Genomic DNA, 13,626 nt, shown 5'->3' with positions numbered 1-13,626 from the left:
ACTCTGTAACAGGACTCACCCATGCATATCACTGCCCTCATCAAGCGCGCCGGCCTGCTCGGTATCGCCATCAGCAGCCTGGCCGCCGCCGTCGCCCAGGCCGACCAACAGGTTCTCATTGGCTTGGCCGGCCCGCTCACCGGCCCTTCTGCCCGGATCGGCAAGGACCTGGAAAACGGCGCGCAACTGGCTATCGACGCGGCCAACGCCCGTCATCCGAAGATCCATGGCGAAGCCGTGACCTACAAACTGGTCTCGGAGGACGACCAGTCCGACCCACGCACCGCCGTGACCGTCGCCCAGCGTCTGGTCGATGCGGGCGTGGTCGGTGTGGTCGGCCACTGGAACACCGGCACCAGCATCCCGGCGGCCCGGGTCTACCACGACGCCGGCATCGCCCAGGTGGCACCGGTGGCTACCGGGCACGCCTATACGCAACAGGGCTTCGACACCAGCTTCCGGGTCATGGGCCATGACGATGACGGCGGCCAGGTTGCCGGCCGCTATGCGTTGGAAACGCTGAAGGCCAAGCGCATTGCCGTGATCGATGACCGCACGGCTTTCGGCCAGGGCCTGGCGGACCAGTTCGTCAAGTCCATCGAAGCCAGCGGCGGCAGTGTCGTGTCGCGCGAATACATCGACGACAAGACCGTGGATTTCAGCCCGGTGCTGACCACCGTGCGCAGCAAGAATCCCGACCTGATCTTCTTCGGTGGCGTGGATGCCCAAGCCGCGCCGCTTGCCCGGCGCATCAAGCAATTGGGGATCAAGGCTACGCTGATGGGAGCCGGTGGCTTCGTCAGCCAGACCTTCCTGGAACTGGCACAGAAGGAAGGTGAAGGCGTGATTGCCCTGGAGCCGGGCCTGGCCGTGGCGCAGATGCCGGGCGGCAAGGCGTTCGAGCAGACCTACAAGCAGCGCTACAAGACCCCTATCGAGCTGCATGCCCCCTTTGCCTACGACGGCGTTGGCGTGCTGATCGCGGCGATCGAGCAGGCGGACTCCACCGATCCGGCCAAGTACCTGCCGGTGCTCAGGGCCAGCCAGTACCAGGGCGTCACCGGCCCGATCGCCTTCGATGCCGAAGGCAACCTGAAGAACCCGACCTTTACCGTTTACCAGGTCAAGGCCAATACCTGGCAGCCGGTCAGCGTAGCCGGCGGCAAACAATAACCCGGCCGGCGGTGGCGAAGCGCGACTGCCACCGCCCGGACGGTCCGTGGAGCTGATGGAGGCACACATTATGAGTCAACATGACGGAGAACTGGGCATCCTCGCCCGGCGGCGCATCGAAGCCGAAATCATCAAACCCATCTACGAAATCCTGGTGCGCGACTACGGCAAGGACAAGGCCGCCGCAGTCATCGGCGAGGCCGTGTCCCAGGCGGCGATCGAAGCCGGTCGGCAATTCGCCGCTCGCGAGCCCAACGGCCCGGACCTGCAGGGTTTCATCGACCTGCAGGAACTGTGGGAGAAGGATGACGCACTGAAGGTCGACGTGATCGCCACCGATGCCACTCACTTCGACTACGACGTACACCGCTGCCGCTACGCCGAGATGTACCATGAGATGGGCCTGGGCGAGATCGGCCACCTGTTGTCGTGCAACCGCGACGAGCTGTTCATCGTCGGCTATGACCCGCGGGTCGAGCTCAAACGCACCCAGACCATCATGGGCGGCGCCTCCCATTGCGACTTCCGCTACCAGGTCAAGCCGCAGGAAGGTGATGCATGAGCCAGGCGCTGGGTATCAATGGTGAGCGCCTGTGGGATTCGCTGATGGAGATGGCACGTATCGGCGCCACTGAAAACGGCGGGGTTTCACGCCTGGCGCTGACCGAGGAAGACCGCCGCGGCCGCGACCTGTTCGTGCAATGGGCACGCGATGCCGGCTGCAGCATTCGTGTCGATGCCATGGGCAACATCTTCGCCCGCCGTGCCGGCCGTGACGACAGCCTGGCGCCGGTGATCACCGGTTCCCATGGCGACTCGCAGCCTGCCGGGGGCAAGTTCGACGGCATCTACGGGGTCCTGGCCGGGCTTGAAGTGATCCGCACGCTGAACGACCTGGGCATCGAGACCGAACGTCCGATCGAAGTGATCAACTGGACCAACGAGGAAGGCTCGCGCTTCGCCCCGGCAATGATTGCTTCCGGCGTCTACGCCGGCGTGTTCGATCTTGACTACGGCCTGTCGCGGACCGACGCCGAGGGCATCAGCATCGGCCAGGCGCTGCAAACCATCGGCTACGCCGGCACCGAGCCCATGGGCGGCCGTGATATCCATGCCGCGTTCGAACTGCACATCGAACAGGGGCCGATTCTCGAAGCCGAAGACCTCACCATCGGCGTCGTTACCGGTGCCCAGGGCCAGCGCTGGTATGAGGTCGAACTGATCGGCCGCAGCGCCCATGCCGGCACCACACCAATGGACCTGCGCCTGGATGCGTTCCTGGGCCTGGCCCGGGTCGCCGAGGCCGTCAATGCCCTTGGCCTGGCCCAGGGGAATGAAGGTCGCGCAACCATCGGCCTGGTCAAGGTCTTTCCCAACTCGCGCAACGTGGTACCGGGACGGGTGTTCTTCAGCGTCGAATTCCGCCATCCGCGTGAAGAGGCACTGGTTGAGCTGGATCGAGACTTCCGGCAGTTGGTTCAACGTATCGCCGAAGGCATGGGATTGCGCTGGAAGGTCGAACAGATTTTCGACTACGCGCCGATCAACTTCGATGCCGGTTGTATCGATAGCGTCAGGCGCGCCACCGAACAGTTGGGCTACAGCCACAAGGACATGGTTTCCGGAGCCGGGCATGACGCCTGCTACCTCAACCAGGTCGCCCCGACCTCGATGATCTTCGTGCCTTGTGTCGACGGCCTGAGCCACAACGAGGCCGAGCACATCCATCCCCACTGGGCGCAAGCGGGAACCAATGTGCTGTTGTTGGCGATGCTGGACAAGGCAGGAGTCTCTGCCTGATTGTCGATGAGCAGGGAGTCGTCCGGCAGTGATGCCGGGCGGCCATATCCTACCCCTCCAGATCCCGAGAAAGTCGATCCAGGAATGCCCTGACCTCCTTGCTGTCCAACTTCTCGTTCAAGGTCGCGCACTGCCTGAGACTGCCACCACCCATGTCGGAAAATACCGTGCCGTTCATGAAGAAACTGACTTTCTTCCGGGCATCATTGCCCTTGGCAGCCTCGGCCGTAATCTCTTCGCGGAAGCGCCTGAGTGACTCGGTATCACCAGGCGTCTTGTTGGCGTTGGTGAAAACCTCGAAGAGAACATTCACGTACTCCAGGTAATTCACATAATGGTGATCGACAAAGATCGAGTCCGGCCGCTCCCCCCAGGGCAGGTTGGCCAGGGCATGCCCGGCAAACTCGCCATAAGCACGCTCGCCATCGGCAGTCCCATGGACGTGGGCATAACTGTCCCCCAAGGCATGAATGAGAAAACCGGTCTCCCACTCGGGGCGCCCTTGACTGAGGGAGGTTTCGATCAGTCGCTTCAACTTGCCTCTGCGAAGCGCCACGGCCCGGGCATCGCCGCCGTGCAGCGAATGCAGGCCATTGACGATTTCATGCCGAAAGGGCCAATTGAATATCCCCCAAACCGCCACATAGGGTGCCGAATAGTGAACAGCCTCCTGGTCCGGGGTCTGTGAATAGCACGAGAACTCATGAACCTTTTCACTGGAATAGCCGGCCAACTGCGCTACGTAACCTGCTGTGGAGTAATGCCCGTCGACGGCATAGTAGGGAGTCAGCGGCGGGCGTAGCGTACCAACAAGATCGGCCCTGAAGTCCGTATGCTCGACAACCGCTTCGGATTGCGGCAGCGCATTGAAGGGCACCTGGGAGGCACAGCCCTGTAGCAGGGTCATGAGGGCTAGTGTCGCGAGGCATGAACATGCTCCTGCGTATCCGGTGTTCGATGCTTCCATGCTCACAGCCTCTTCCCTTGTTGTCTGGGCAGCAATTACAACAAGCTAGCAGTCGCTACACTTCCTATCAATGCGCATCCGCCGATGGCTGCTGCGGCGGCTGAACCTTGCGCATCAGCGGCACCAGCGCCGTCGCGAGGATGAAGCAGGCCATGATCACCAGGAACGCGTCGGCGTAGGTCAGCGTCTGGGCCTCACGCCAGGTCAGCGACCAGAGCTGGCGAAGCGCGATCTGGCCGGCATCCAGGCTGCTCTGGCCAAGCGCCTGGGCGTTGTTGCTCAATTGCTCCAGCCACAGGTTCATCTCTTCATTGCGGATGTTCAAATGCTCGGCCAGGCGCAGGAAATGCAGGTTGCTGCGGTCGTTGAGCACCGTGGCACAGGCGGCGATACCGATCGCCCCGCCCAGGTTACGCATCAGGTTGAACAGTCCCGAGGCCAGCTTGAGCCGGGCTGGCGCCAGCGAACCGAGCGTCAGCGTCACCGTCGGCGCCACGGTCAGTTGCTGGGCAAAGCCGCGTATCGCCTGGGGCAACAGCAACTCCTTGCCACCCCAGTCATGGGTGATCGGCGCGAAGTTCCACATCGACAGGCCGAACAATGCCAGGCCGAGCATCAGCACCCAGCGCAAATCGATACGGCTGGCGAGGAATGCGTACACCGGAATTGCCAGCAACTGGAAGATACCCGTGGAAAACACCGCGATGCCGATATCCAGCGCGCCATAACCCCGTACCCGGCCCAGGAACAGCGGTGTCAGGTAGATGGTGGCGAAGATGCCGATGCCGGTGATGAAGGAAAACAGGCAGCCCAGGGCAAAGTTGCGATCACCCAGGGCGCGCAGGTCGACGATCGGCTCGGCGATTTCCAGGCAACGCCAGACGAACAGCACCCCGCTGGCCAACGCCACCCAGGCGGTCAGGGTGATGGTGCGGTCACTGAACCAGTTCCAGCGCGGCCCTTCCTCGAGGGTGTATTCCAGGCAGCCAAGAAACACCGCCATCAGTACGATGCCGAGGTAGTCGGCGCCCTTGAGCAGCGCCAGGTTCGGCTGGTCGACCCTGACCAGCATCGGCACGCTGAGGGTCACGAACAGGCCGGGCAGCAGGTTGATGTAGAACAGCCAGTGCCAGGAGGAAATGTCGGTGATCCAGCCACCCACCGCGGGGCCGAGCGTGGGGGCAAGCGAAGCGATGGCGCCGATGGTCGAGGCCGCGATGATCCGCTGCTTGCCGTTGAAGTAGATGAAGGCCGTGGTGAACACCAGTGGAATCATCGACCCACCGAGAAAACCCTGCAGGGCCCGAAAGGCGATCATGCTCTGGATGTTCCAGGCCACGGCGCACAGCAGGCTGGTCAGGGTGAAGCCGGCGGCGGACGCGGCGAACAACCAGCGGGTGCTCATCACCCGCGACAGCCAGCCGGAAAGCGGAATCACGATGATTTCCGCAATCAGGTAGGCCGTCTGCACCCAGGCAGTGTCGTCGGCACCGGCCGACAGGCCACCGCCGATGTCGCGCAGCGACGCCGAGACGATCTGGATGTCGATCAGGGCGATGAACATGCCCAGGCACATGCAGGCAAAGGCGGCGACCTTCTGCCGGGTACTCAATGTCGGCAGTTCGCCGCTCATGGCTGGCTGGCCTGGGCAACTGTCGGCTCAGCGACCGGTTGTTCGCGGGTGTTCACCTCGGTCAGGACCGACAGGCCGGGACGTAGCGCCCCAAAGTCCGCATCGTTGCCGTCCAGGCGAATCCGTACCGGAACACGCTGGACGATCTTGGTGAAGTTTCCGGTGGCATTTTCCGGCGGCAGCACACTGAACTGGGCGCCGGTAGCCGGTGCCAGGCTTTCGATATGCCCACGGAATTCACGACCCGGGAGGATATCGGCCTTGATGCTGACCGCCTGACCGACCTGCATCCGGGCCAGTTGGTCTTCCTTGAAGTTGGCGTCCACCCACAGGCCGTGGGCCGGTACCACGGCGACCAGCTGGCTGCCGGCCGCGGCATAGGCGCCAACCTTGGCCCGACGGTTGCCGACATAGCCGTCTACCGGGGCACGCAGTTCGGTGTAACCGAGGTTCAATTGCGCCTGGTCACGCTCAGCCTGTGCCTGTTCCAGCATGGCCTGGGCCTGTTGGCGCTGGGTGTTGATCACGGCCAGTTGGCGCTGGGCCGCGAGCAACCCGGCTTCGGCTCGCGCCCGTTCGGCCTGGGCGGTCTTCCAGGTGGCATCGGCGCGCTGGGCGCTTTCGACCGAAACGGCCAGGCTGCGAACCAGCGTCTGGTAGCGCGCATGGTCATCGTGGGCCCGATGCGCTTCCGCCTCGCTGGCATCGATCTGCGAACGGGCCTGGCTGATCAGCGCCTGTTGCAACTGTTCGGTGGCATCCAGGTTGGCCAGGCTGGCCCGCTGGGCGGCCACGGCGCCCTCGGCCTTGGCCAGGGCCGTACGGTAATCGCGGACATCGATGCGAGCCAGCAGGTCACCGGCCCGGACGAACTGGTTGTCGCTGACCGCGACCTCGGTGATGTAGCCCGGCACCTTGGCGCTGATGACCGTCACTTCGGCGCCGACATAGGCATCCTCGGTGTCCTCGACGAAGCGTCCGGTCTGCCACCAGTGGCTGCCATAGGCCAGGGCGCCCGCGATCACGGCTGCCGCCACCGCCAGGCGCAGCACTTGCTTGCGCCGTGCGGGAGCGGCGGCTGTTTTACTTTCGGGGGCGATGTGGACTTGAGTGCCCATGGCAAACTGACCTCTATCACTGGCAACAAAAAATTATATTCATAATATTTCATGGCTACTTCTATCATGCAAGTCACTATTTCCGGGCTGAAGAATCCGCTTGTCGGAGCAATGCGGTACCCGTGCCCCCGCACCGCGCTTATACTGCCGGGCTGACGATCAACGGGCGGGCCCTGCGTGCGCCCTTCCCTGCATAACCCCGGACACAAGAGAACCCCATGGCAAATCAAGACCTGACCTTCCTGCCTGATCCCGACGCGGACTCGATTTCCTCGGATGTCGCCGGTTTCGGCGGCCTGCTGGTCTCCACCCAGATCCCGACCCGTGCCGACGGCAGCCTGGAACTGGGCGATATCACCCTGCAGAGCGAGTGCACGCTGCAGGCGCTCAAGGTGGCGCTGGAAAAAGCCGGCAGCTCCCTGGACCGGGTGATGCACCTGACCATCTACCTGACCGATATCGCTGATCGGCCCGCGTTCAACGAGGTCTACAAGCGCTTCTTCGCCAAGCCCTGGCCGGTGCGTGCCGCCATTGGTGTGGCGGCACTGGGCGTCGAGGGCATGAAAGTGGAAGTCACCGCGATGGCGGCCAAGGCCTGAGGGCCCTTCAGGAGGCTTCACACCTGTCACCGTGAAGCCTGAAACCAGTGGCAGCCGGACCGGCAAACGGCCTGATCGCGGTCAGGTTTGCAGCGATCCCAAAGGCCCTGTCGCGGATAAATCCGGCTCCCACTGGGCATCTGCCTCGGTAAGCGCGGTCTCCACCGGGCGGCAACGGGTGCCGACCGAGCGTTTCGCCGGTACAATGCACGCCTTGACCGTGCAGCCTGACTAGAAAAACATGTCCCTACCCAAGCATCACCTGGAATTGCTCAGCCCCGCCCGCGACGTGGCCATCGCCCGCGAAGCCATCCTGCACGGGGCCGATGCCGTGTATATCGGTGGCCCGAGCTTCGGCGCCCGCCACAATGCCTGCAACGAAGTGAGCGATATCGCCCAGTTGGTGGAGTTTGCCCGTCGCTACCACGCGCGGGTCTTCACGACGATCAACACCATCCTGCACGACAATGAGCTGGAGCCGGCCCGCAAGCTGATCCACGAACTCTACGATGCCGGCGTCGACGCACTGATCGTCCAGGACCTGGGGGTGATGGAGCTGGATATCCCGCCGATCGAGCTGCACGCCAGTACCCAGACCGACATCCGTACCCTGGAGCGGGCGAAGTTCCTCGACCAGGCCGGCTTCTCCCAGTTGGTGCTGGCCCGCGAGCTGAACCTCAAGGAAATCCGTGCCATCGCCGACGAAACCGACGCGGCGATCGAGTTTTTCATCCACGGTGCGCTGTGCGTGGCCTTCTCCGGCCAGTGCAACATCTCCCACGCGCAAAACGGTCGCAGCGCCAACCGTGGCGACTGCTCCCAGGCCTGCCGCCTGCCCTACACGCTCAAGGATGACCAGGGTCGTGTGGTCGCCTTCGAAAAACACCTGCTGTCGATGAAAGACAACAACCAGAGCGCCAACCTGCGCGCCCTGGTCGAAGCCGGCGTACGCTCGTTCAAGATCGAGGGCCGCTACAAGGACATGGGGTATGTGAAGAACATCACCGCCTACTACCGCCAGCGCCTGGACGACATTCTTGAAGGCCGGCCGGACCTGGCTCGCGCTTCCAGCGGTCGTACCGCGCACTTCTTCGTGCCGGATCCGGAAAAGACCTTCCACCGTGGCAGCACCGACTACTTCGTCAGCGATCGCAAGATCGACATTGGCGCCTTCGACACACCGACCTTCACCGGCCTGCCGGTAGGTGTGGTGGAGAAAGCCGGCAAGCGCGATCTGCAAGTGGTGACCACCGAGCCGTTGTCCAACGGTGATGGCCTCAACGTGCTGATCAAGCGTGAAGTGGTCGGTTTCCGCGCCAACGTCGCCGAACCCCGTGGCGAGTTCGAGGAAGAGGGCGAAAAACGCTACCGCTATCGCGTCGAGCCCAACGAGATGCCGGAGGGTATGCATCGCCTGCGCCCGAACCATCCGCTGAACCGCAACCTGGACCACAACTGGCAACAGGCACTGCTCAAGACTTCCGCCGAGCGGCGTATCGGCGTCAACTGGACGGCGCGCCTGCGCGAGGAGCGCCTGGAACTGACCGCGACCAGCGAGGAAGGCGTCAGCGCCAGCGTCGCCCTGGACGGTCCGTTCGGCCTGGCCAACAAGCCGGAGCAGGCGCTGGAGCAACTGCGCGACCTGCTTGGCCAGCTGGGGACCACCCAGTACCACGCCACGGCCATCGAACTCGATGCGCCGCAGGCCTACTTCATCCCCAACTCGCAACTCAAGAGCCTGCGCCGTGAAGTGATCGAGGCGCTGACCGAAGCGCGCGTCGCCGCGCATCCACGCGGCGGCCGCAAGGCCGAGACCAGCCCGCCGCCGGTCTACCCGGAATCGCACCTGTCGTTCCTGGCCAACGTCTACAACCAGAAGGCCCGCGACTTCTACCACCGTCACGGGGTGAAGTTGATCGATGCGGCGTTCGAGGCCCACGAGGAAACCGGTGAAGTGCCGGTGATGATCACCAAGCACTGCCTGCGGTTCTCCTTCAACCTGTGTCCAAAACAGGCCAAGGGCGTGACAGGCGTACGGACCAAGGTGGCGCCGATGCAACTGATTCAGGGGGACGAAGTACTGACCCTGAAGTTCGACTGCAAGCCTTGTGAAATGCATGTGATCGGCAAGATCAAGGGCCATATCCTCGACCTGCCGCAACCAGGCAGCGCCGTGGTCGGCCATATCAGCCCGGCTGACCTGCTCAAGACCATTCCACGCGCGCCCCATTGATGTGAAGGGCCTTCTGGGCCGTTTTCGTCACCTACGTACATAAAGTCGCCGACATGCCAGGCAAGGCTTGCATATCGGCGCATGGCACTCTTCAATGAGCAGCGCCCCGCCTTCGGGCGGGGCATTGTTCAACTGTCGAGACGAGCCAGATGGATCTGCGCCACCAATCCGCCCCATGGAAGGCCTTGCGGGCCCTGCCCGCTGCAACCCGCTGGCTGCTCTTGGGCATCGGCCTTTCGCGTATTGCCTCGTTCATGGTCTGGCCGTTCATCGTCGTGGCGATGAACAGGCGCTTCGGTACGCCCATCACCGATATCGGTGCACAACTGGCCCTGGGCGCGCTGATCAGCATTGCCCTCTCGCCGCTCAGCGGTTTTCTTGGCGATACCTTCAACTCCCGCAACCTGATGGGTTTTGGCTGTGCCCTGGGGGCTGGCTGCTTCCTGTTGATGGGGCTGGCTCCCGGGCAAACCAGCTATTTCGCCGCAATCATTGGCATGGCCGTGGCCCACAGCATTCTCGAGCCGCTGCTGCGGGTGCTGCTCAGCGATACCGTTGCCAGCGACGATGAGCGCACCTTTCTTTTCCATATCCGCTATTACGTGGTCAATTGCGCGGCGGCCACCGGGCCGCTGATGGGGATGTGGTTCGCCAATCGTGAGAGCGACGCGGTGTTTCCCATCGCGGCTTGCGCCTATGGTCTGCTGGCCCTGACCATCATCGCAGCGGCACGCTTCAGGTTGCAGGCTGCGCACCTGTCCGGGCTGGAAGTCGCCTCACCGCCATTGCCACAGGTGTTGCGGGCGATCCTCGGCAGCCGGTTGTTCCTGACCATCGTCGTCGCCAACTTCTTCCTGGTGCTGGTCTATGCCCAGGTCGACGAATCGCTGACGTTCTACCTGCTGGCCCTCAAGGTCGAGAACATCAACGGCGTGATCGCCACCCTGAGCGTCACCAACGCGTCGGTGGTGCTGGTGTTTCACCTGTGCCTGATGGGCTGGCTGATGAACCTTGCCGACAAGCGCGCCTACGTCCTTGCCCTCGCCTGCCTGATGGTCGGCCACGCGATCATCGCGCTGAACACCGGGGCGCTGTGGTACGGCTGGATACTGGCGATCGGTTTCGCGACGCTGGCCGAGATCATCGTCATGCCGCTGTTCGCCACCCTGATCGACCGCCTTGCACCGCCGGGCATGCGTGGCAGCTTCATCGGTATTTCCATGCTGGCCGGACTCGGCTCGGCACTGGCACCCTTGCTTGGGGCACTGGTGATCAGCCACTTCGGCGGGGTGGTGCTGTTCGCGGCCCTCGCGCTGGCCTGTCTGCCCATCGGCCTGCTCGGTTATCGGGCATTGGAGGGTGGTCAACCGGACAGCGCACTGGAACCCAGTACATGACGGCGCCCTTTCCCCTTGCCAGGTCCAATCCGGAGTGATCCAGGGATGAATCCATACCAATTTCTGTCACCGCGCTCGTTCTGGCGCAGCGCCGTGGCCCAACAGACGGTCCAGGGCATGAGCGAATTGTGGCAGCCACAATTCGATATCGAGCGTGACGATGCCATCGTGACGGCCGGCTCCTGTTTCGCCCAGCATATCGGGCGGGCCCTGGTGGAGCGCGGCATGAACTGGATCGACAGCGAACCGGCGCCAATCGGGCTGTCGGAGGCCGAGTGCAAGGCGCGGCACTATGGAGTGTTCTCCTTTCGTACCGGCAATCTCTACACCCCGGCGATGCTGCGCCAGTGGCTGGAATGGTGCCTGGGTCGGCAGGATATGCCCGAAGAGGTCTGGAGCCGTGATGGACGCTACTTCGACCCCATGCGCCCGATGGTCGAGCCTGATGGTTATCCAAGCCGGCAGGCACTGCTGGAGGCCCGTCAGGTCACACGGCAGGCGATGAAGGCCGCACTGGTTCGGGCCAGGGTCTTCGTCTTCACGCTGGGGTTGACCGAGGCCTGGGTCAACCGACGCACGGGCCTGGTCTATCCGGTCTGCCCGGGCACTCTGCAGGGGACGTTCGACCCGGATGCCCATGCCCTGCGCAACTTCGGCTTTGTCGACAGCCACCGCGAAATGAGCATGGCCGTCGAGCTGTTGCGCTCGGTGAATCCGCGGATCCGGGTATTGCTCACGGTATCACCGGTGCCGTTGACCGCTACGGCGACAGGCCAGCATGTGTTGACGGCTACCACCTACTCCAAGTCGGTATTGCGTGCTGTGGCCGGTCAACTTTGCGAGGAGCAGCGCGAAATCGACTATTTCCCCTCCTACGAGATCATCACCGGAACACCGTTCAAGGCTGCCTTTTACCAGGCCAACCAGCGCGAGGTCACGACCGAGGGCGTGGCCTTCGTCATGCGTCAGTTCTTTACGGCCCTGGAGGGCAAGCCGGAGACTGTCGTGGCCCCTGAACAGCCGATCGTCCACCTGCCCAGCGAGGACCTTGTTTGTGAAGATGCCGTACTCGACTACTACGCCAGGCCCTAGCTTCCTGCTGCTGGGCGACTCCAATGCCGGGCCGATCGGCAAGGCGGCACAGGCACGCGGGTTGTCGGTCAGTGGCGGCCCGCTGGGTGCGGGTCGTGATTTCAATGTCGACTTCTTTGTGCCGCAGCCGGCTGACGTCGCCTTTCGTGATCCGGAGATGGACCAGCGCTATCGTCAGGCGCTCGAACGGGCCGGTGTCACTCGACTGGGCGAGCTGTCGATGCCCCTGGTCAGTACCTTGGGCATGAGCGTGCACTTTCTCGCCAGCCGGCCGAACTGGCAGTGCTACCAGGATGAGCGCGGCGAGTTCGATGCAGGGTTTCTCGGCGGGCAATTGTTCGAGTCGATCATCGAAGAGATGAGTCGGCATGCCCTGGCGTTCCATGAGCGGGTATTGGCGATGGGCGTCAGGGTGCTGGTGGTCCTGCCACCCCAGCGTGTGCCGGAGTTTTCCGATCCACGGGTGTTCATCCCGGCGCAGACCGTGCTGATTCGACGACTTCGCGAGCTGGGGGTCGAGTGGGTCGACGTGCGTGAGGCGGCGAATGGCGAGGATGGCTGGCAGCACCCGCGTTTTTGCGAGATCGATGACCCGCTGCATGGCAATCTGGCGTTTGGCGATCTCGTCGTCGATGCGCTGCTCGACCAACTGCCAAAACAGCGCTCTGCCTGACACCACATTGATCACTCCCAGGCAGAGCGTGGGAGCGATCAGCAGCCAACAAAAGGGTCAGGTCTCGCTCCAGGGCTGTGGTTGCTCGCCAAGGAGGGTGACCCGCTCGCCATACCGCGAATGCGGGAAGTAGTCCCAGACCGCATGATGCTGGGTGCAGCGGTTGTCCCAGAACACCAGGGTATTGGGCTCCCAGCGCACCCGGCAGGAGAGGATCGGCTCGCGCGCCACCACATCGAACAACAGGTTCAGCAAGGCCCGGCTCTCGCCTTCGGAAAGCTGGACGATGTGGGAGGTGAACCCCGAGTTGACGAACAACGTCCTGCGCCCGGTCTCCGGGTGACGTACCACCACCGGGTGTTCGCTTTTGGGCAATCCCTCTGGCGCCGGGTAGCCCTTCCACGGAATCGCCCCGTCATGGACTGCCGTCAGTCCCTGCACAAAGCCCTGCATCGTCGGTGACAGCATGTCCAGCGCCAGGTGCATGTTGGCGAACAGGGTATCGCCACCCGTACCGATGGCCGGGGTCTCCTTGATGTACAGCATCGACCCCATCGAAGGGGCCAGGTCCGCTGTGCCGTCGGTGTGCCAGGCCTCTCCCGCCACGAAACGCGATTGGGCCGTGGCGCGGATCACCACCAGTTCCGCGTCATCACCATCGATATCTTCCAGCGGCAAGGCGCGCAGCTCACCGAACAGGCGGGCGAAGGCCTTGTGCTGCTCGACGCTCAGGTGCTGGTCGCGAAACACCAGCACATGATTTTCCAGGAAAGCCCGGCGAATCTCCGCCAGTTGCTCTTGCGACACCGCCTGGGATAGATCGACGCCACCGATCTGTGCCCCGATGATCGGTGTCAGGCGATCGACCGTGATGTGCTGGTATGGTGCCCGACGTTCGCCGGCGATCCTCTCGACGGCTTTCAATGCCCACTGATCCATGT

The 13,626-nt window shown here is 63.3% G+C and carries 12 protein-coding genes; 8 read left to right on the top strand and 4 right to left on the bottom strand.

The window, feature by feature from the left end; all coding sequences use genetic code 11:
- Positions 1-21: 21 nt before the first annotated feature.
- From HU752_RS16610 to HU752_RS16600, 3 genes are all read left to right on the top strand, one after another.
- Positions 22-1,173, top strand: coding sequence for a branched-chain amino acid ABC transporter substrate-binding protein (locus tag HU752_RS16610; protein ID WP_186676271.1), 1,152 nt, complete (start codon positions 22-24; stop codon positions 1,171-1,173).
- Between the two features lie 70 nt (positions 1,174-1,243).
- The gene (locus tag HU752_RS16605; RefSeq protein WP_186676273.1) at positions 1,244-1,735 is read left to right on the top strand and encodes an L-2-amino-thiazoline-4-carboxylic acid hydrolase; all 492 of its coding nucleotides are present in this window, start codon (positions 1,244-1,246) and stop codon (positions 1,733-1,735) included.
- A complete protein-coding gene (locus tag HU752_RS16600) occupies positions 1,732-2,973 on the top strand; it encodes a Zn-dependent hydrolase (protein ID WP_186676275.1) in 1,242 nt (413 codons plus the stop codon). Before HU752_RS16605 ends, HU752_RS16600 begins: the two co-directional genes overlap by 4 nt.
- 49 nt (positions 2,974-3,022) lie before the next feature.
- Here HU752_RS16600 and HU752_RS16595 read toward each other — a convergent pair whose 3' ends face one another.
- The 3 genes from HU752_RS16595 to HU752_RS16585 form a co-directional block, all read right to left on the bottom strand.
- A complete protein-coding gene (locus HU752_RS16595; protein ID WP_186676277.1) occupies positions 3,023-3,940 on the bottom strand; it encodes a hypothetical protein in 918 nt (305 codons plus the stop codon).
- A 67-nt stretch (positions 3,941-4,007) separates the two neighbouring features.
- A complete protein-coding gene (locus HU752_RS16590) occupies positions 4,008-5,573 on the bottom strand; it encodes a DHA2 family efflux MFS transporter permease subunit (RefSeq protein ID WP_186676294.1) in 1,566 nt (521 codons plus the stop codon).
- Complete coding sequence (locus HU752_RS16585; protein WP_186676296.1) at positions 5,570-6,691, bottom strand: HlyD family secretion protein; 1,122 nt, start codon at positions 6,689-6,691, stop codon at positions 5,570-5,572. Before HU752_RS16585 ends, HU752_RS16590 begins: the two co-directional genes overlap by 4 nt.
- 218 nt (positions 6,692-6,909) lie before the next feature.
- Here HU752_RS16585 and HU752_RS16580 point away from each other — a divergent pair, with 218 nt between their 5' ends.
- The 5 genes from HU752_RS16580 (at position 6,910) to HU752_RS16560 (ending at position 12,685) form a co-directional block, all read left to right on the top strand.
- Positions 6,910-7,290 (top strand): RidA family protein, encoded by a 381-nt coding sequence (locus HU752_RS16580; RefSeq protein WP_186676299.1) that lies wholly within the window; start codon positions 6,910-6,912, stop codon positions 7,288-7,290.
- A 241-nt stretch (positions 7,291-7,531) separates the two neighbouring features.
- Positions 7,532-9,523, top strand: a complete 1,992-nt coding sequence (locus HU752_RS16575; RefSeq protein WP_186676300.1) for a peptidase U32 family protein — start codon at positions 7,532-7,534, stop codon at positions 9,521-9,523.
- A gap of 149 nt (positions 9,524-9,672) precedes the next feature.
- Positions 9,673-10,920, top strand: coding sequence for an MFS transporter (locus HU752_RS16570; protein WP_186676302.1), 1,248 nt, complete (start codon positions 9,673-9,675; stop codon positions 10,918-10,920).
- A 45-nt stretch (positions 10,921-10,965) separates the two neighbouring features.
- Complete coding sequence (locus tag HU752_RS16565) at positions 10,966-12,012, top strand: GSCFA domain-containing protein (RefSeq protein WP_186676304.1); 1,047 nt, start codon at positions 10,966-10,968, stop codon at positions 12,010-12,012.
- Positions 11,981-12,685 carry a hypothetical protein gene (locus HU752_RS16560; RefSeq protein ID WP_225920180.1) on the top strand — a complete coding sequence of 235 codons (705 nt, stop codon included), beginning with the start codon at positions 11,981-11,983 and terminating at the stop codon, positions 12,683-12,685. The genes HU752_RS16565 and HU752_RS16560 overlap by 32 nt, the downstream gene beginning before the upstream one ends.
- A 57-nt stretch (positions 12,686-12,742) precedes the next feature.
- Here HU752_RS16560 and HU752_RS16555 read toward each other — a convergent pair whose 3' ends face one another.
- Positions 12,743-13,624, bottom strand: a complete 882-nt coding sequence (locus HU752_RS16555) for a TauD/TfdA dioxygenase family protein (RefSeq protein WP_186676312.1) — start codon at positions 13,622-13,624, stop codon at positions 12,743-12,745.
- Positions 13,625-13,626 lie beyond the last annotated feature (2 nt).

This window comes from Pseudomonas vanderleydeniana, from assembly GCF_014268755.2.
Lineage (GTDB): Bacteria > Pseudomonadota > Gammaproteobacteria > Pseudomonadales > Pseudomonadaceae > Aquipseudomonas > Aquipseudomonas vanderleydeniana.
Note: the sequence above shows the minus strand (reverse complement) of the source record. Positions and strands in the feature narration are given on the sequence as shown.